This window comes from Psychrobacter immobilis (genome assembly GCF_904846185.1).
Taxonomy (GTDB): Bacteria; Pseudomonadota; Gammaproteobacteria; order Pseudomonadales; family Moraxellaceae; genus Psychrobacter; species Psychrobacter immobilis_B.
In genome coordinates, this window is record NZ_CAJGZQ010000028.1 from 1 (window position 1) to 19,934 (window position 19,934).

Sequence of the window (19,934 nt, forward strand, 5' to 3'; positions counted from 1 at the left end):
GAGGGCCTTCACTTGGTGTTCTTTAACAATGATAAGACTGTATTTCGACAGTTAGTTAGCTTTTTAACCCCTAAACCTATGAAAATCGGGTGGGGATGATTTTTTTGTCGTGTGCAGAGAAAAATAAATTAACCTGAATTCGGGATAAATATGGTTTTATCTCGAATTCAGGTTTGTGTGGTGTTTGGCGACTAGGCATCATCCACGGACGGCATAATAACCCATAATTGCGGCTTGCCAAAATCTCTGTAGGCATCTTCAATGATGCTTTTGAAAACATTAAAATCTTCGGTGTTTATTTTTTTCACCGCTGTTAGATCCAGCATCAGGTGAGTCACTTCGCTGTCCGTTAAACAGTCCCATGCGCTATCCCAGTTATGTGAAAAATAGCTGGGAAAATCACAGGCATTGGCTAAGTTTGTTAATAATGTGGCTTTATTGAGTATCTCGTCTACCGGTATGTTAACAGTCTGAGCGGGCATGCTAGCATTTAGTGCTGTAGTTTTTTGGTTAATATCTTGGTCAAAACCCAGATTAATATAGTGGATGGCTTTACTCATATTATTTTACGTCCAGTCTGCGAAAGCTATCATAGTGATCAACGGTTAAGTAATATACGGTCGGCGGATGACCACCTGTGACGATACGCCGTGCACCGCGATGTGACACGCCAGGGGTCGGCACGGTATATTCGCGGTAGTAGCCTTGTGACTGCGTGGGCAATCTGCCCTCACGATTATAAAATGTCGTGCCATCTTTATGAGGATAAGGAAATGGCCCGCCTCGTTGTATAAGGGCAATGGTATTGTCTATCTGAGCATCGCCCGTGACGCCGCTTGTCTTTGCTGGCTGTGCCTCTGATGAGGTTTGTGATACCGTCGTTGGGTCAATACTATCGGTCAAAAACCCAGACGACAAATCACCAAAAAAGTAAACAGCAACGGCAATAAGGGCAATCACACTAAATAGGGTAGAGCCTAAGCTTCTTTTGTTTTGATTGCCACGCTGACTATGGCGATTGTCACGGGTAGTGTGTCGCGGGTTTTTGTTATTATCAATAGAGTTGTGTCGGCTGTTAGTATTTGAATGGTGATTGGTTATATTTGAGTCTGGAGTGGCTAAAATACTCAATTCATTGGAAGTGACTTCAGTGGCTCGTAGTTGGTTTTTATCATTACGCTCACTATTAAAATAGACGCTTTGACCAATGGTTATCGGCTGTGATAATCGCACTTTACTCACATGGAAAAACACGTCTTCACTTTGGTTGTCTACATCGATAAAGCCATAGCCTTTATCTGAATTCCAGTGCTTGATTTTACCACTCTGCATAAGCCCACTTTCCTATCGCCTGTTTTATTATCGTGCCGCATGATTTCTACCATACATATGGTTTTAATACCGCATATATAACATATTTGACACTACTAAAAAACGCCAGCAATTGAGCTGGCGTTTTTTTGTGGATTATACGTTAAATGAGAGAGTGGATGATAGGCTAAGCGATAAGACGTTAGGCGCGAGTCTCACCATGACCATAAACGATCCATTTCTGTGAGGTGAGACCTTCAAGTCCTACTGGGCCACGAGCGTGGATTTTATCGGTCGAGATGCCAATCTCAGCACCCAATCCATACTCAAAGCCATCAGCAAAACGGCTAGAGGCGTTAATCATGACGCTCGCTGAGTCGACTTCACGGATAAAACGTTGCGACTTGGTATAGTTGTCGGTGATGATAACGTCGGTATGATGGCTGCCATGAGTGTTGATATGTTCAATGGCTTCGTCAATACCTGACAAAACTTTTACCGCTAAGATAGGCGCTAAATATTCGGTATCCCAATCCTCAGCAGTGGCTGCAGACAGATGACCAGCAAGCTTAGCATTGTCATTTAAGATGGCTTGCGACTTGTCATCAAGGCGCAATTGCATCGCATCATCAGCGGCGATGATGGCTTCGGCAATCTTTGGCAATAGCGCACCCGCGACTGATTCGTCGATCAATAGCGTCTCCATAGTATTACACGTACCGTAGCGATGGGTTTTTGCATTGACGCTGACCTTGATGGCGATTTCGGCATTCGCATCACTATCGATAAAGGTATGGCAGTTGCCATCTAAATGCTTGATGACAGGAACGCGAGCATCGCGGCTGATACGCTCAATCAATCCTTTGCCACCGCGTGGGACAATGACATCAACATAGTCTGTCATGGTGATCAGCTCGCCGACAGCAGCACGATCTGTCGTTTGTAATACTTGCACACTGTGCTCAGACAGCCCGACTTTTTGTAGTCCTTCCAAGATACACTTGGCAATCGCTTGATTGGATTCAAACGCTTCAGAGCCGCCGCGCAAGATAATAGCGTTGCCTGATTTTAGCGCCAATGAAGCCGCTTCTAAGGTCACGTTAGGGCGCGACTCATAAATCATGCCGACCACGCCGAGCGGCACCCGCATTTTACCCAAATGAATCCCTGATGGCTGATAGGTCATGTCAGTGACTTCGCCGATGGGATCTGGTAATGAAGCGACGTCTTTTAATCCTTGGAGCATGCCGTCAAAGCGGGCATCATTTAGCGCTAAGCGATCCAGTAAGGCTGCCTCTAAATCGTTGTTTTGTCCATTATCCATATCGATTTTATTGGCGGCCAAAATATCTGATTTGGCCTCTTTTAACACATCATGAATCGCCATTAATGCTGAGTTTTTGTCACCAGTGTTTGCCGCAGCCAGCACACGAGAAGCAGCTCGTGCCTGTTTGCCGACAGCTTGCATATACGCAGTAACGTCTGTGGTATTCGATTGACTCATAAATTATTTTCCTTATGTTATAAATGTTTTAAGCAAATGAAAGCGCCCAAAAAGGCGAAAATGTGGCAAAAAGATGATTTAGATACCTGTGAGGTATTATGCTATTTAACATAGAGGAGATTGAGGCGATAGTAAAGATGATTTTGTGAACAGTGCCTGCTTTACATAGCGTTTATGAGCATTGTCGTCGCGTCATTTTACTGACTTTACCATTACTGAGTCCTTGCAATTCAATGATACAAATATCGTTTTAGAGAAAGCAAAAACGCAAGATTTCGGTTACGTGGTTTTAACAGAACTGCGTTGTAACTACTAAGGTAGCTAGCATTAATTATACGTATAGTAGAGCTTAACGGTGCATCATAAAGCAATTAAAGGGCAGACATTCATGTACGAATGGCTGCTCGTCAAATACAATTCAATAAATGAAATAATGATGGAGAATAAAAATGGCTATTAGAAATGACACTATCGACAACACCACGCGTAAAAGCTTGCTGACAGTTGGTTTGGTTGCCGCGGCATTGACATTGGGCGCTTGCGGTAAGAAAGAAGAAGCCCCTATGGAAACTGCTCCAGCCGTTGATGCACAAACAGCGGTAGAGGATGAAGCTACTGGTGTTGCGACAGCAGGCGATGGCGATGATATTGCAGTTGCTAGCGCCGATGATGGTATGGCAGTGGGTAGTAATGATGATGTGGCGGTGGCAACAGCAGATGACTCCGAAGTGCTGGACGGCACTGAGAGCGAAGAACATGTCTCAACGTACTAAATCGCTACTTTGATTAACTGATTATCATTAGTTGATGATATAAGCGAATAAAACTAGATAATCAGATAAAACTACGCCCAGTACACGAAAGTGATAAAATAAGGCTCAGCGCTGTAAATACAGTCTGGGCTTTTTTGTGTTAGCTATTTGGTGGCTTATTAATATTTATTTGCCACTGATTCAGCGTTGATTGAGCATCTGGTTCAATACAGGATTTGCCTTTTTGCTGTGTAATAAGAGACAATGTGACATTTTTTCTATTTGTGTCACGAATCATTGCCTTATCACAATAATGCTATGATTGATGCTGATACTATTTATGCTGCCTATGCCGCTATTTTTTATTCATTTTTATTCGTGTTTTCACTCATATTTATTGGAAGTCTGCTGAACCATGCTTGATATTGCAAAAGATCCGACTCGGCCTATCGCCTTAGATTTACAAGACGTCCATAAAAGCTATGGCTCATTGGCAGTACTAAAAGGGGTGTCCCTTACCGCATATGACGGTGATGTCATCTCTATTTTGGGCTCATCAGGCTCAGGTAAATCTACCTTGCTGCGCTGCATTAATTTGCTCGAAAAACCCAATCAAGGTCGTATTATTATCGGTAATGATGAGCTGATGCTCAAGCCTGCTAAGTCAGGTGAGCTGCAAGCGGTCGATATTAAGCAATTGGAAAACTTGCGCGCGCGCGTGGGTTTTGTCTTCCAAAACTTTAACTTGTGGCCGCACAAAACGATTTTGCAAAACATCATCGAAGGACCAACGCAGGTTTTAAAGATTAAAAAAGATCAAGCCATTAGCGATGCTGAAAAGCTGCTTGATAAAGTCGGTTTGCTTGATAAAAAAGACGCCTATCCAGCGAATTTATCTGGTGGTCAGCGTCAGCGTGTCGCTATTGCCCGTGCGCTTGCCATGCAGCCACAAGTGCTGCTATTCGATGAGCCAACCTCAGCTTTAGATCCAGAGCTGGTCAATGAAGTGCTCGCTGTCATGCGTGAGTTGGCAGAAGAGGGGCGTACTATGCTTATCGTCACCCATGAGATGCGTTTTGCGAGAGAAGTATCAAGCAAAGTGGTGTTCTTGCATCAAGGCGTGATTGAAGAGATTGGCACGCCTGAGCAAGTTTTTGATAATCCTACCTCTGAGCGTGTCAAAGACTTTATGGCATCGCATCGTCAGAACTAGCCTCGTATTTAGTATCCGTTTTATATGCAAAAATAGGGTGGTAATATTCTTACCACCCTATCGTCATTTTATTTTAAGCGTAAAATTACTGCTTAGTAAGCAGCGTTGACCGTTTATTACTCGTTAATAACAGTCGGTATGTAAAACGTTTGTTTTTGATATTTTACTCAGGTATTATCAAAAGGTTTACAGGTGGTCGATAATGACGGCTGCTTGTGTATTCTGCTATCTATATTGCTTGTCTGGCAGGGACGTCAGAGAACAAAATATCAGAACCCTACATTAAAAACCCATCAGAATTTAAGGAATGTATGATGTCGAATTCTCGCCTATTGTGGTCATCGATGACCGTTACCGCCGCATTGATGCTGAGCGCCTGTAGTCAACCGGCTAATGAAACTACTGATAGCAACACTGACGCCACTGCAGCAGAAACGGCTGGCAAGACCATTCGTATCGCGACCGAAGGTGCTTATCCTCCTTTTAACTACACCAATGCTGATGGCAGCTTGGCAGGCTACGATATTGACGTTGCCAATGCCTTGTGTAAACAGATGCAAGCCAAATGTGAAATCGTCGCTCAAGATTGGGATGGCATTATTCCGGGTCTTTTAGCACAAAAATATGATGCAGTGATTGCGGGTATGTCTATTACACCTGAGCGTCAAGAAAAAGTCGACTTTACCGAGCCTTACTTTGCCAATACGATGGTTTGGCTGACCGATACCAAAGGCAGTTTTGATCCTATGGCGATCAAAAACTTGACACTTGGTGGTCAACGTTCAACCACGCCTGGCGCTTATTTACAAGATAACTATGAAGGCAAAGACGGCAATACTGTGCAGTTGTATGACAATTATGACAATGCTTATCTGGATCTAAAGTCTGGTCGTAGCGATGCAGTATTGGCGGAAAAAGTCTCTGCCAAATCATGGTTGGCAGATAACCCTGAAGGCTTTGGTATCGTTGGTGACGAAATTGACAATGACGACAATATTGCCATTGCTGTTCGTAAAGGTGACGCACTCAGAGACGACTTTAATAAAGCACTCAGCGAAATCCGTAGTAACGGTGAGCTGGCACGTCTTGAGCAAGCGAACTTTGGTCAATAATCTTCTGATTGAAAAATGAAGGAATAGCAAACATGACAATATCAATGACATCATCATTAAAAACTAAGGCGCTTTGGCTTGCGCCATTAAGTGCCGCGATGCTTATGCTGGCTGGTTGTAATAATAGCGCCACGCCTGAAGATGGTGCGGCAGCTGACACCACAGCCGATGCACCTATGAACATAAAAATTGCCACCGAATCAAGCTATAAGCCGTTCAGTTATACCGATGCTGATGGCAAGTTAATTGGTTATGAGATTGAGCTGGTCGACGCTCTGTGTGCACAAATGAAAGCAAAATGTGAAGTCATCTCACAAGATTGGGATGGTCTCATTCCTGGTCTAAATGCCCAAAAATTCGATGCAATTATCGCAGGTATGTCGATCACGCCTGAGCGTAAAGAAGTGGTTGAATTCACTGACCCGTACTTTCACACAGGCATTATCTTGATTGGTAAAAAAGGTGATGACATTCGCGTCGATGCATTAAAAGGTCAGCCCATTGCCTCACAGCGCTCAACCGTCGCTTCACAGTACTTGCAGGATGAACATGCAGATGCTGATATCAAGCTTTATGATACCCAAGATAATGCGTATCTGGATCTGACTTCAGGTCGCGTACGGGCAATGATGTCCGATAAAGTCACTGGCATCGATTGGCTCAAAACGGATGCTGGCACAGACTATGAAGTGAAAGGACAAGAAATCAGCACCGATGAAGATGCCATGGGTATCGCGCTTCGTAAAGGCGATCCATTGGTCGCTAAGTTCAATAAAGCGTTGGCTGAATTAAAAGAAAACGGTACTTATGACCAAATCACAGGCAGCTATTTTGGCACCAGCTCTACTGCTGCTGCGCAAAAAGCCTTGGCAACCACCGACGTAAAAGAAGTGATGGTGGTTGAAGGTGATGATGCTGTTGAAGTGAAAGAAGAATCAGCTGAAGCGGCGACTAACTAATATCATAGCTCATCTCTGTGCTCGGCTGATATGGCTGTCACGTATGGCGATATTCACTCATAGAGATGAGTGTTATTTTACTCACAAACCCCAAGGATGATCATGAATAACCATTTTGACCAACACCGTGCAATCGCGAACGCATCCGTTATCAATGGCATCAAAGCGCGACGTTTTTCAGCGCCCTTGCTTGCGATGGCGGCGCTTTTAACCTTAGCAGGGTGTAGCAATGGTCAAAATGATGCAAATGATGATGTCAGCCCAGACGCCGCTGAGACCGCAGCGACGGGTGATGTGTTGCGTATTGGTACCGAAGGCGCTTATGCTCCCTTTAATTATACCAATGCGGATGGCACCCTTGGTGGTTTTGATGTTGATATTGCCAACGCTATCTGTGCCGATATGAAGGTAACATGTGAAATCACAGCGCAAGATTGGGACGGTATTATCCCCGGTCTAAAAGCGGGTAAGTATGATGCGATTGTGGCCGCCATGTCGGTGACGCCTGAGCGTGAGCAACAAGTCAGCTTTACAGAGCCGTACTTTAGCAATACCTTAGTGTTTTTGGCCAAAAAAGACAGCAGCTTCGATCCTAGTAATAGCGATGATATCAATGCGCACTCTATTGCCGCTCAGCGCTCGACCATTTCTTCGCAGTGGTTAGAAAAGGTTTATCCGAATGCTGATATGAAGCTTTATGACACGCTAAGTAATGCATTTTTGGATTTGGGTTCGAATCGTGTTGATGCGATGGTGTCTGATAAGCTGCCAGCGCTAGAATGGCTTGGCTCCACCTCAGGCAGTCAGTATGCGCTCAAAGGTCAAGAGATTGACATAAACGATAATTTTGCCATCGCGGTGCGTCCAGGCGATGCATTGCAAGCAAAAATTAATAAGTCATTGGTTAATATTAAAGCGGATGGCACTTACGATAAAATCAATCAAAAATATTTTGCGATTCCAGCGTCAAGCTCAACGGTCACTACTGAGCCGACAGAAAAACCTGCTGAATAAGTCTTAAAATATGTTTAGCACTGTTGCATCGTAACCGTGAGAATGGTGATTTTTACTAGGGCGTGTCCTCATTTTAAAAATGGTGATAAAAATGAGGTAAATTGCAGTCAAACAAGGAAAATAGTGCAGATAATATCGAGATATTACCTAGCTATTTGACGATGTTTGGCAAGATTTAACCATTTTTAGCTCATTTAGATTGCTATCGGTTGAATTGAGGACACGCCCTAGGTTAATTTGAATTCCATTTCATAGGAAGGGTATTGCTTCAATAGCGATATCCTTTTTTTGTTTTTTATAAAAAATAGTTTGGTCTTGTGATATTGACTGTTCGGTTTGTAAAAATATGACTAATCTGATGTGTTTTTAAGAAGATAAGCGTCTATTTAAGCACTGCTTTTACGTGTGAGTATTAACATAGCTGGCAGCGAATATGATAAAATCAGCGCTCATTTCTACTGTGTCAATTTCCGCTGCAATAATTGTATTGATTTGACGTCCATCTATGACGCAAAGCACCAAGGTCTATTTGGTATAAAATACGCTTATCAGCAGCGCTCAGCGATTGATGCTGATTCTTTTAACTCATATTTTGCAAATTGCTAATATAAAGAGACTGAGTGGATAATTGTGTTTGATTTACAAGGATTTGGCGCGCTACTACTGAGCGGCGCTACCGTCACCATCAAGCTTGCCATGACCAGTTTAGTCATCGGCATGGCTTTAGGGCTGCTCGGTGCCACAGCTAAGCTGTCCAATGTCTGGCTGCTGCGTAAAATTGCGACTGTATATACGGCGACAATGCGCGGTATTCCAGAGTTGCTATTGGTACTGTTTATCTATTACGGTGGCTCTATGCTGCTGATGACGATTCTCAAAAAATTCGGCTATAACGAATATGTTGAGATCAGTGCCTTTTGGGGTGGCGTGATGGCGTTGTCTATCGCGTTTGGCGCTTATGCGACTGAAATTTTTCGCATGTCGATCCAAGAGATTCCGATAGGGCAAAAGGAGGCGGCGCAAGCGATTGGTATGCGTCCTTTTCAGACGTTTTATCGCATTACCTTGCCACAAGTTTGGCAGATTGCGTTGCCAGGATTGGGCAATTTGTTTTTGGTGTTGCTCAAAGATACTGCATTGGTATCAGTTGTGGGCCTCAAAGACATCATGTATCAGGCGTCACGTGCCGCCCAATCAACGCAGCAGCCATTTACTTTTTATATGGCAGCGGCGATTATTTATCTGGGTTTAACCATGTTGATTACTGGTTTTATGATGTGGCTCGAATGGCGCGCCAATCCAGCGGCACGCTACGCTAAAAAGCTGAGCCGTCAGTCAACCCACCGTCAATCGACCATAGGATAGAGGAGAGATACTATGGATTGGAATTGGCAGGTTATTTTTGATAGTATTCCTGATTTATTAGACGGGGCAGTATTGACCGTACAGCTGGTGGTTATCTCGGGTATTATCGGTCTATTTTTTGGTTTGGTTTTAGCCCAGTTGCGCTTGTCAAAAAACTGGCTGGTGCAGATACTACCCTTTTCTTATATCTTTTTCTTCCGTGGCACGCCGCTGCTGGTACAGATATTTTTGATTTATTATGGTCTAGGACAGTTTGAGGCTATACGGAATTCGTTCTTATGGGAACCTGTGCTCAGTCAAGCGTATTGGTGTGCCATCATTGCCTTTACCATGAATACCAGTGCTTATTTGGCAGAAATCATTCGCGGTGCGATTCAGACTATTCCTGTTGGTGAGCTCGAAGCAGCTGACGCTATCGGTATGTCGAAATGGCAGAAGCTTACGCGTATTACCTTACCCCGTGCCTTTGGTATTGTCATTCCAGCTTATAGCAATGAAGTGATCTTTATGCTAAAAGGCAGTGCGCTTGCGTCAACCATCGCTTTGATGGATATCACGGGTGTCGCTCGAACCATTAGTGCGCGAACTTATACCTTGATGGAGCTGTTCTTTGCTGCTGGTATTATTTACCTTCTATTATCATGGGTGATTCTGTTTAGCTTTAGGTTGTTTGAAAAAAGAATGAACCGCCACACAAGCTATGTACCGCCTGATGTAATGACCAACACCATACCTTAATGGTTTGGCTCAAAATAATGCTAAAAAATCAATGAAATAGCGGGTTAATATCTTAATATTAACCCGCTATTATTTTGTTTAACTGCCATTTATCTCATTTTTATGGCTATTTTTAAAATGAAGATAAGCCCTAGAAAAATAACGACAGATAGTGCAGTATGTATGACCAACCTATCAATAATCTGCTGTGAGTGCCTAGTATGAGCCAATCACCCCATATGTCTTTAATCAATGCGATTGCTGCCAGTGTCAATGATGACGCGAGCATCGCAATGGTTAACGATAGCGTACGTGCATCCATCGGCAAAGTGGTCTGTGTCGGCCGTAACTATGCAGAACACGCCCGCGAGCTTGGCAATGAGATACCAAAATCACCCATCTTATTTATGAAACCAGCATCGTCAGTGGTCAGTGTGCGTCATGATATCGTCCGTCCCAATCCAGCAATATATGGTGAGACCCATTATGAAGCTGAGCTGTGTGTGCAATTAGCAGCAGACTTATCGGCAGCCACGCTTGAACAAGCACAGCAAGCGATAGGTGGCGTGACTTTGGGGCTGGATTTGACCTTACGTGACTTGCAAAGTAAGCTCAAAGAAAAAGGTCATCCATGGGAGCGTGCTAAGTGTTTCGATGGTGCCTGTGTACTTGCTGATTGGATTGATCCGCAAGCGTTTAGTGATTTTAGCCATGTCGAATATCAGCTTTATATTAATGATGAGCTTAAGCAAAATGGCGATAGTGCCTTGATGTTATTTCCAGTTTATGAATTACTGGCAGAGATTAGTCATGCCTTTAGCTTACAAGCAGGTGACGTGGTTATGACTGGTACGCCGAGCGGCGTTGGCATATTACAAGCAGGTGATGCGTTAAAATTGAAGCTCGGTGCCCATGAATGGCAGGCGCAGGTTCAATAAGTTTTTATAGCAGTACTATTTTATCAGTCGTCAAATGCAGCGACGCTATCATCAAATCCCAAGTTAACGCTTGGGATTTTTTCGTTTTATGAGGTGCTCACAAAGTGCTGTCATGAGAATGTCATCTATGTTTCAACGTTCTGTCATAAACTCTCGGTAGACTTAGGCGTAATTCGTATTTTTGTGGTGATAATTGTAAAGCCGCGCCCAACTCTCCGCCAATCCAGCCTAATAGCAAGGTGACTGATAATGACATTATTGAATAATAAACAACCACTTGCCCATGAAGTCGTTGAAGACTCTAATCCGACTGACAATATCGATTTTCAAACCATTATTAGTCGTCGTTTAAATCGTCGTAGTATCCTAAAAGGTGGCACAGGATTGACGGCGGCGGCTTTTTTTGGGGCATTACCTTTGGTTGGCTGTAGCGATGATGATGACAGCAGTCCTATCAAGAATACTGATAATAACGCGGCTATCCCTGCACAGGGCGATCTCAAACGTCCTGAGACTTTGAAATTTACGGCAGTGGCGCATTCAACTGCCGAAACGATGAGCGTGGCAGCAGGCTATAAAGCCGAGATGATATTACCACTGGGTACGCCGCTGATATCTGGTATCGACGATTGGAAAGACAACCGAGAGCAGTCGGCAGAGTCATTCGAGTGGCGCATGGGTGATAACCATGATGGCATGTGGTTCTTTGGTAAGAATGGCGGCGCTTATGATGCTAAAGCGGCAGAGAATGGGCTGCTAGTGATGAATCATGAATATGTAAACAGTAATGAGCTGAGTCCGTTTGGCTATCATGTGATCCAAGATAACAACGCCGCGCCCATCTTTAAAAATCGTCGACTTGCTAGCGATGTGCGCCGTGAGGTTAATTGTCATGGAGTGGCGGTGGTCGAGATGAAACGCCGCGCTGATGGCATGGGCTATGAGATGGTGGCTGATTCGAAATATAATCGCCGTCTCACGAGTAGTAGTACGGCGCAGTTGACAGGGCCCGTTGCCGGCTCTGGTTTGGTCAAGACTAAGTTTGATCCGACAGGCTTTCAGACGCGCGGCATCAATAATAACTGCGGTGCAGGTTTGTCACCTTGGGGCACCTATCTGACCACCGAAGAGAACTTTTTAGGGGTATTCGCCCGTGGGCAAGATGCCAGTCAATTAAGTGATGGGCAAAACTATGGTCGCGAGCGCTACGGTGTAACAGAGGATTTCCCAGGTTGGGAGTATCTGTGGCACACACCTGAAGCTAAAGATGCCAAGATAGCCGATGAATTTTCGCGCTGGGATATGACCGCCGTCGGTACCAGTGCGGCTGACGATTATCGTAATGGCTTTAATACCTTTGGCTATATCACTGAAATTGACCCGTTTGACCAAAATTCTCTGCCGCAAAAACGTACGGCACTGGGACGTTTTGCCCATGAAAACTGTGCTTATGCTCCGGTTGAACAAGGCAAACCGGTGGTCTTTTATATGGGCGATGATGCTCGCGGCGAATATATTTATAAGTTTGTCTCCAAAGCCACATGGTCAAATAGTGATATCGGTGGTGGCTTAAAAGCAGGTGATAAGTATTTGAATGATGGCACGCTCTATGTTGCTCTCTTTAATGAAGATGGCAGCGGTGAATGGAAAGCACTCGTCCATAGTCAAAATGGACTGGATGCCTCCAATACGGTATTGCCTTTTAATGGGCAAGATGAGGTTCTGGTTTTTGCTCGTGCCGCAGCAGATGTGGTCGGCGCCACCAAAATGGATCGACCAGAGTGGGTGTCGGTTAGCCCTATGACTGGTGAGGTGTACGTTACATTGACCAATAATAAATATCGCGGCGTACGTGAAGACCAACCTGTGTCAGCCTCTAATCCGCGTAGCTATCAGGCAGGTGAAAAAGCGGCAGGTAATGACAACGGTCATATCATTCGCTGGGCAGAAGCAGGTGGCGATCATGCGGCCATGAGTTTTGAGTGGGATATTTATCTGTTTGCCACGCCTTATGATCTGGCCGCAGAAAATTTGTCACAGCTAAATGATAGCAATGATTTGTCTTCCCCAGATGGTTTGTACTTCGATCCGCGTGGCGTATTGTGGATTCAGACCGATGATGGCGCTTATACCGATACCAGCAGCTGTATGTTACTGGCGGCGCTGCCGGGTAAAGTCAGTGATGGGACAGCCATAACGACCTCAGCGGGACAACAAACACGAGTTGGGATGCCTGCTAGTAATGACAATATCAAACGATTTTTTGTCGGTCCTGAAGGCTGTGAAGTCACAGGTATTACCATGGCTCCTGACTTTAAAACCTTATTTATCAATATTCAACATCCGGGTAATACTTGGGGCGCTATTGCTGGAGGCAGTACGCCGCGCTCAGCGACCGTGATGATTACGCGTGAAGATGGCGATGTCATACTGGCAGAGTCGTTTGTCTAGTTAGACATTTGCATGAGTAACGATGTGTCTTACTCAATACATAAATCCCAAGTCATGGCTTGGGATTTTTTGTTTTGGATAATAATTGCTAGTGTGCAAGCTTTGATGTTAAAAGAGTGTATGCTCTTTTGACAATAAAAATACTTGATAGTTAAATCATTCTCTTCTGTTTATGACAATTACAGGATAGTATGGAAAATCCTTTCAACTGCTTGATATGTTAACACTATGACCAGTCCAAAACCTTTAGAAACCATTCATGATTTATTTGCCACCACTCGGCGTCCAACTGCTATTGAGTCGGATACTGGTGAAGGTTTTCAGGGCGATGTCTATGAAGAGCTGGCGAAACTCGAATATATCTATGTCGATGAGCTGAGCGCCGAGACGGTGGACAACAGTTATAGCAAACCGCATCAGCCTATTACGTTGGTTGATTTTTTTGAAGGCTTGGCTCAGTTGGCAACGATGGGCGTGGTGGAGGTCACTGATATTGTAGAGGCTATCCATCGTGAGATTCTGCTGCGTCCTTTAGGGCGGTTTAATAAAGGCAATATTGAGCACTGGCAGCGCGGTATCACGGGGCGGATTTATGGCACGGTGCGTTATACTATGCAATTGGTGGGCAATAATCTTGCCTCAGGGCTGCGTCTTTATAACACTGTTTCTAAACCCAAAAAAATACAACCTTTACCCAAAAACTTACGTCGCTTGGTCAATATTCTAAATGGCGTCATGGGCGATCACCTTATCACTCATCACAATCCATTGGCAGTATCGATGGTGCTATACGATGAATACAATCGTGTACAAAGTGGCGCGCTGTCCGGGCGTATTATTATCTTGTGCCATGGGCTTTGTATGAGTCACTTGAGCTGGCAGGTATCTGGAGAAGGCAATTTGGGTGAAGTGTTGGTCAATCACTTGCCAAAAGCGACGGTTCTGTATTTAAACTATAATACGGGTCGGCGTATTTCTAGCAACGGACGTAGCTTTGCAAAAGTCTTGCAAGATTTGGTTGAGAATAATCCAGACGTCACTCAAATAGATTTAATCGGTCATAGTATGGGCGGTTTGTTGAGCCGTAGTGCGTTGTTTTACGGTAAAGAGCAAGGCTTTAGCTGGGTCAAACGCGTAGGGAATCTTGTCACCTTAGGCTCACCGCATCATGGCGCAAGCTTGGAGCAGATTGGTCATTTTGTTCAAGATAAAATCGCTAAGCTGCCTTTTGCAGGATCATTGGCTAAATTGGGCGACTTGCGTAGCGCTGGTATTATAGATTTACGTTACGGCAGTATTCGCGATGCTGATTGGAAGTCTACCGAAGGGCGCAGCGTGCTGCCAGCAGAGTTTCGTCATCCCACGCGTTTGCCCCTGCATGTGAATACCTATTTAGTGGCGGCAGCTTTGATTGAAACTCATTATGAATCTAAGACCACAAGTTTGCTTGGGGACGGGTTGGTCTCAGTAGAATCAGCGCTCGGCGAATATACCGAAGAGCATACGCTAGCAGTACCAGAGGGACATAAGGCGATTTTTTATGGGGTCAATCACATGAATTTAATCTACAGCGATAGAGTACATGAGCAAGTTATTGCTTGGTTGTTGGATAATAGGCTAGGCGATGCCCATGATGCAAAGTATGGGCTTGATAGTCGTATCTATTCTTATCCAGAAGTGGATGAAGTAGCCAATTAAGCGTGCTCGAAACCAGTTATATCGTTAGTCATAAACTTCAAGCCATGACGTTAAAAACCCCCAAGCGTCACACTTGAGGGTTTTTCTATTACTAAGCGAGCTTCACTAAATCCTAATTACTCAGAAAATATCGTGGTCACATCGTCTTTATTAAATCTATACATCTCGCCACAAAAGCCGCAATCCATCTCAAAGTTACCGCCTTGCTCATCAATGATATCTAAGACTTCTGCTTCACCGATTTGCTCAATGGCCATCTCACATTTCTCACGTGAGCAGGTGCAACCAAATGATAATGCAACAGGATCGGGCGCGACGACATTTTCTTCATGATACAAGCGATAAAGGATTTCGTTGGCATCAAGCGTGGTCAACTCTTCAGCTTTCACTGTCCGTGTCAAAACGCTCAGACGTGTCCACAAGTCATCGTCGATACCCGCATCTTGGTTTTGCTCGACTTCATAGGTTTCTTCAGCAGTACGAGGAAGCATCTGTACCAACATGCCACCCGCTTGTAGACCATCAGATGCCAAATTAATCAAGGTTGGAATCTGCGCCGATTGCTTTTGGTAATGCGCTAAGCAGTCTGCCAAATTGTCATGGCTGCGCTCGACGATGCCTTGATAGGCTTCGCCGTCTTCAGGCTGAATGTTAATAAACAACACGCCTTGACCCATCGCACCCAATTCAGCAAATGCCTCTTTGGCATGAGTCATATTTTCCCACGCCTGTACTTGCTCATCAGTTTCACCCTTCCAGCTAGCAAGGGCACGGATGATACCGTCTTGATTGCATTCTGCCATTGCCCAGTTTAGCAAGCTATCGCTGTCTGATGATTGCAATTGAATGGACAGATGACCATTGATTTTGACCGTGCCGATAAGCAAACTCGCTGCTGTCAGCATCTCACCCAATAAGCGCTTGATCGCTTCAGGATAAGGCTTTTGGGCTATCGTACTGGCATAGCTGCGTGATAGGCGCACCACATCACCGCGCACTGGCGAATCTTCAATAAAGAAACGTTGGCGTACGTCATTGTCACTATGGTTGCCAGCGTTCTGGCTGTCCGTATTAGGGACTTGAGTATCTTGTGTCATAGGTCATTTATAGTATTAAGAAGTTGTTAGCTTTATGGGGATTCATCGTGATTTATCAATTGCCCGTTAGATATTGTTTAACAGATTAAAGGCGTTTATTGGATAGTTATGGTGATACTAAGCCCGATATCCTTAAAAAATAAGCCTCATTAAAAATTTTTTACCCACACCCGCTATTTTGTTGTACAGTAACATTAAGTTGCATTGTGATAAATAACAGCAACAACAACCGCATGGATGCGTGGCAATAAGGTCAATGAATAAGACCTGTGTCGTCCAAGCACTCATTCAATCTTGTGATAATGTGATAAAAGGATGTATCTCATGAGCTATCTATCTTCTAGGTCTTTCTCTAAACCTTTAACTCTCGCTGCTTTTATGGCACTAGGTCTTGCAGGGTGTAATAACAGTAGCAAAACCAGCACTGATGCGCCAGCAGATGATGCAACAGCGACAGAAACCACTACCAACGGTACTCTACAAAAAATTAAAGACTCGGGTACTATCGTGGTCGGTCACCGTGACTCTTCTATTCCATTTTCTTATATCGCTGACGACCCAAATCAGCCGATTGGTTATGCGCACGATTTGGAGATGAAAGTCGTCGAAGCGGTTAAGCAAAAGCTAAACATGCCAGACCTCAACGTCCGTTATAACCTTATCACCTCACAAACCCGTATTCCCTTGGTACAAAACGGCACGGTCGACTTTGAATGTGGTTCGACCACCAACAACGAAGAGCGTCAAAAACAAGTGGCATTCTCCAACGGTTTCTTTGAAATCGGTACGCGTCTATTGACCAAAAAAGACTCAGGTATTCAAGATTTCGAAGACCTAAAAGGTAAGACCTTAGTCACGACCGCAGGCACAACTTCAGAGCGTTATATTCGTCAGTATAATGATGACAACAAAATGGACATGAATATCATCTCAGCAAAAGACCACGGCGAAGGCTTCCTTATGCTAGAAAATGGTCGCGCGGATGCCTTTATGATGGATGATGTACTACTTGCTGGCGAAAAAGCCAAAGCAAAAAATCCTGATGAATGGGTCATCGTCGGCACGCCGCAATCGTTTGAAATTTATGGTTGTATGATGCGTAAGGATGATCCTGAGTTCAAAGCAGTGGTCGATGAAGCGTTAGCGAATGTCTTTAAATCAGGGGAAATCAACAGCATTTATGACAAGTGGTTCTTAAACCCAATCCCACCAAAGAACGTCAATCTAAACTTTGAGATGTCTGACAACTTAAAAGCCTTGATTGCCAGTCCGCATGACAGCGCTCAGCCGAAAGTTGCGACGGCACAGTAATTATTGTCCTGCAACATAGCTTGCTTACGTGTTCAGACTGATGTTGATGTCAATCTGAACACGTAGGATTTTCAGTCGCTGCTCGGAGAGACAACCATGAATTATAGCTGGAACTGGGGTGTGCTCTTTGAGCAGACTGGTATCGGTAATGAGCTTTATATCCATTGGATGATTACTGGTCTTGGCTGGCTACTATTGATTGGTAGTATCGCATGGGCCATTGCTATGGTCGTAGGTACTATCTTTGGCATTATGCGTACTTTGCCTAATAAGACCGCTCGTGCCATTGGCACCGCTTATGTGACATTTTTTCGTAATATTCCACTGCTTGTCCAGTTGTTCTTTTGGTTTTATATTGCACCTGGCTGGCTCACGCCCACGATACAAGAATGGTGGTATAAGGATTTATCGCCCAACACGTCAGCCATGCTCTCAGCAAGTATCGGTCTTGGATTATTTACCGCCGCTCGTATCGTTGAACAGGTGCGTACAGGTATTGAGTCGTTGCCCGAAGGTCAGATCAATGCTGCTTATGCACTAGGCTTTAGTATTCCGCAAGTCTACAAAGAAGTGCTGCTACCGCAGGCCTTTCGTATTATTTTACCACCGCTCAGCTCTGAGCTGACCAACTGCTTCAAAAACGCCTCCGTCGCCTCATTAGTGGGGGTAATGGAGCTGATTAGTCAAACCAAAACTATTAGCGAATACACCCAAAACAGCATCGAGATTTATACCTACGCGACGATTATTTATTTAGTATTTAACTTATCGTTGATTGCTATTATGGGGTTAATTGAGCGCAAACTGCGTGTACCTGGGCTCATTGCAGGAGGTCAGAAATGAACATGATGACCGAATTGGCAACAGCCTATCCTGGTTTGATGGGCGGCATGATTACCACCTTAAAAGTGCTGTTTTTGGCGATTATTGGTGGTATTAGCTTAGGAACGGTATTGGCGTTGATGCGCTTGTCTGGTATCAAAGCGCTTGAGATTCCAGCAAAGCTATACGTCAATTATTTTCGTTCTGTACCGCTACTACTGGTGCTACTGTGGTTTTACTTTGCCGTACCGATGATTTATTTTTGGATAGCGGGTAAGTACTTACAACTTGATGCTGCTTTTGCCTCTTGTGTGGTTGCCTTTATGATGTTTGAAGCCGCTTACTTTTCAGAGGTGGTGCGTGCTGGTATTCAATCGATTGGTAGTGGGCAGGTCAATGCCGCCAAAGCGCTGGGTATGACTTATGGGCAGACCATGCGTCTGGTTATTTTGCCACAAGCCTTTCGCAAAATGCTGCCGCTAATCTTGCAGCAGTGTATTATTTTATTCCAAGATACGACGTTGGTTTTTGCTATTGGTTTGACAGACTTTTTCCGTGCCGCCTATGTGCGCGGTGAGCTGATGGGCTTGCTGACGCCTTACATTTTGGGTGCGGGTGCGGTGTATTTCATCATCAGTGTCAGTGCCTCCGTGGGTGTACAACAATTGCAAAAGCGTTTGCGATTTTGATAGATATTTATCTTGGCTTGCGCTTTTTGAGTGTTGAGGCTTTGGTTGAGTAGTTGATCTAACTTTTCTTAAATGACGATTATTAAAAACAATGTGGTTAGGAGCCAGTGATGAGCAAAGCTGATACATACTTAAATGCCTTTGGCGGACTGGTCACCAACAATGGTCATGCTAGTGATGAGATGGTCATTCAAATGTCCGATGTCAGCAAATGGTATGGGAATTTTCAAGTATTGAGTGATTGTACGGCGCATGTACATAAAGGTGATGTCGTCGTCGTGTGCGGGCCATCAGGTAGTGGTAAGTCAACCTTGATTAAAACAGTCAATGGACTGGAGCCTTTTCAAGAAGGTGGGATCATGGTAAATGGTATCTCAGTTGGTGCGGCAAAAACCAATCTGCCAAAATTACGCAGCCGTGTCGGCATGGTCTTTCAGCATTTTGAGCTGTTTCCGCATTTGACTATCATTGATAATTTGACAGTGGCGCAAATAAAAGTATTGGGTCGCAAAGAGAGCGAGGCCAAGCAAAAAGCCATGGCATATTTAGATCGCGTTGGACTAACGGTACAGGCCGCGAAATACCCCGCGGAGCTATCGGGTGGTCAGCAGCAGCGTGTTGCAATTGCACGAGCGCTGGCAATGGATCCTGTAGCGATGCTTTTTGATGAGCCGACTTCTGCGCTTGACCCTGAGATGATTCAAGAAGTACTTGATGTCATGGTTGAGCTGACTCGTGATGGCATGACCATGATGTGTGTGACGCATGAAATGGGCTTTGCTAGTCAAGTAGCCAACCGTATTATCTTTATGGACGAAGGTCATATTGTCGAGAACTGTAGTAAGGATGAGTTTTTTGAAGGGGCAAAAAGTGATCGCGCGCAACTTTTCTTATCGAAGATTTTGAATCATTAACCATTTATGTAGCTCTTATTATATAGCTCTATGATAATACTAAGCGTCTATTTATAGGCGCTTTTTT

General features: G+C 44.4%; 18 protein-coding genes. 14 read left to right on the forward strand and 4 right to left on the reverse strand.

The genetic code is table 11. The features are described from left to right. Positions 1-191: 191 nt before the first annotated feature. The 3 genes from JMW94_RS12930 to JMW94_RS12940 all read right to left on the reverse strand — a co-directional run bounded on the left by JMW94_RS12930 (position 192) and on the right by JMW94_RS12940 (position 2,815). The gene (locus JMW94_RS12930; protein ID WP_201604680.1) at positions 192-560 is read right to left on the reverse strand and encodes a barstar family protein; all 369 of its coding nucleotides are present in this window, start codon (positions 558-560) and stop codon (positions 192-194) included. A 1-nt stretch (position 561) separates the two neighbouring features. Then, positions 562-1,332, reverse strand: coding sequence for a ribonuclease domain-containing protein (locus JMW94_RS15040; RefSeq protein WP_201604681.1), 771 nt, complete (start codon positions 1,330-1,332; stop codon positions 562-564). Between the two features lie 181 nt (positions 1,333-1,513). Then, positions 1,514-2,815 (reverse strand): glutamate-5-semialdehyde dehydrogenase, encoded by a 1,302-nt coding sequence (locus JMW94_RS12940; RefSeq protein WP_201604682.1) that lies wholly within the window; start codon positions 2,813-2,815, stop codon positions 1,514-1,516. A 449-nt stretch (positions 2,816-3,264) separates the two neighbouring features. Here JMW94_RS12940 and JMW94_RS12945 point away from each other — a divergent pair, with 449 nt between their 5' ends. The 10 genes from JMW94_RS12945 (at position 3,265) to JMW94_RS12990 (ending at position 15,034) form a co-directional block, all read left to right on the forward strand. Further along, complete coding sequence (locus tag JMW94_RS12945; protein ID WP_201604683.1) at positions 3,265-3,588, forward strand: hypothetical protein; 324 nt, start codon at positions 3,265-3,267, stop codon at positions 3,586-3,588. A gap of 394 nt (positions 3,589-3,982) precedes the next feature. Continuing rightward, positions 3,983-4,780, forward strand: coding sequence for an ABC transporter ATP-binding protein (locus JMW94_RS12950; protein ID WP_045443533.1), 798 nt, complete (start codon positions 3,983-3,985; stop codon positions 4,778-4,780). A gap of 311 nt (positions 4,781-5,091) precedes the next feature. Continuing rightward, positions 5,092-5,892 carry a transporter substrate-binding domain-containing protein gene (locus JMW94_RS12955; RefSeq protein WP_173936682.1) on the forward strand — a complete coding sequence of 267 codons (801 nt, stop codon included), beginning with the start codon at positions 5,092-5,094 and terminating at the stop codon, positions 5,890-5,892. A gap of 32 nt (positions 5,893-5,924) precedes the next feature. Next, on the forward strand, positions 5,925-6,851 hold the full coding sequence (locus JMW94_RS12960; RefSeq protein WP_201604684.1) for a transporter substrate-binding domain-containing protein: 927 nt from the start codon (positions 5,925-5,927) through the stop codon (positions 6,849-6,851). Positions 6,852-6,953: 102 nt separating this feature from the next. Beyond that, positions 6,954-7,865 (forward strand): ABC transporter substrate-binding protein, encoded by a 912-nt coding sequence (locus JMW94_RS12965; protein WP_201604685.1) that lies wholly within the window; start codon positions 6,954-6,956, stop codon positions 7,863-7,865. A 630-nt stretch (positions 7,866-8,495) separates the two neighbouring features. Then, complete coding sequence (locus JMW94_RS12970; RefSeq protein WP_045453595.1) at positions 8,496-9,230, forward strand: ABC transporter permease; 735 nt, start codon at positions 8,496-8,498, stop codon at positions 9,228-9,230. A gap of 12 nt (positions 9,231-9,242) precedes the next feature. Next, positions 9,243-9,968, forward strand: a complete 726-nt coding sequence (locus JMW94_RS12975; RefSeq protein ID WP_201604686.1) for an ABC transporter permease — start codon at positions 9,243-9,245, stop codon at positions 9,966-9,968. A 200-nt stretch (positions 9,969-10,168) separates the two neighbouring features. Then, complete coding sequence (locus JMW94_RS12980) at positions 10,169-10,885, forward strand: fumarylacetoacetate hydrolase family protein (protein ID WP_201604687.1); 717 nt, start codon at positions 10,169-10,171, stop codon at positions 10,883-10,885. A gap of 249 nt (positions 10,886-11,134) precedes the next feature. Continuing rightward, positions 11,135-13,336, forward strand: a complete 2,202-nt coding sequence (locus tag JMW94_RS12985; RefSeq protein WP_201604688.1) for a PhoX family protein — start codon at positions 11,135-11,137, stop codon at positions 13,334-13,336. Positions 13,337-13,564: 228 nt separating this feature from the next. Next, positions 13,565-15,034 (forward strand): esterase/lipase family protein, encoded by a 1,470-nt coding sequence (locus tag JMW94_RS12990; RefSeq protein WP_109590925.1) that lies wholly within the window; start codon positions 13,565-13,567, stop codon positions 15,032-15,034. 116 nt (positions 15,035-15,150) lie between these two features. Here the strand turns inward: JMW94_RS12990 and JMW94_RS12995 are convergent, their stop codons facing one another. Next, positions 15,151-16,131: an Hsp33 family molecular chaperone HslO gene (locus tag JMW94_RS12995; protein WP_201604689.1), complete on the reverse strand. Its 981-nt coding sequence runs from the start codon at positions 16,129-16,131 to the stop codon at positions 15,151-15,153. 324 nt (positions 16,132-16,455) lie between these two features. Here JMW94_RS12995 and JMW94_RS13000 point away from each other — a divergent pair, with 324 nt between their 5' ends. The 4 genes from JMW94_RS13000 (at position 16,456) to JMW94_RS13015 (ending at position 19,867) form a co-directional block, all read left to right on the forward strand. Continuing rightward, complete coding sequence (locus tag JMW94_RS13000; protein ID WP_201604690.1) at positions 16,456-17,442, forward strand: glutamate/aspartate ABC transporter substrate-binding protein; 987 nt, start codon at positions 16,456-16,458, stop codon at positions 17,440-17,442. 96 nt (positions 17,443-17,538) lie between these two features. Beyond that, the gene (locus JMW94_RS13005; protein WP_055123453.1) at positions 17,539-18,285 is read left to right on the forward strand and encodes an amino acid ABC transporter permease; all 747 of its coding nucleotides are present in this window, start codon (positions 17,539-17,541) and stop codon (positions 18,283-18,285) included. Next, entirely contained in the window at positions 18,282-18,953 is a 672-nt protein-coding gene (locus JMW94_RS13010; protein WP_060490392.1) for an ABC transporter permease subunit, read from the forward strand. Before JMW94_RS13005 ends, JMW94_RS13010 begins: the two co-directional genes overlap by 4 nt. Positions 18,954-19,135: 182 nt before the next feature. Continuing rightward, entirely contained in the window at positions 19,136-19,867 is a 732-nt protein-coding gene (locus tag JMW94_RS13015; RefSeq protein WP_201604705.1) for an amino acid ABC transporter ATP-binding protein, read from the forward strand. Positions 19,868-19,934 lie beyond the last annotated feature (67 nt).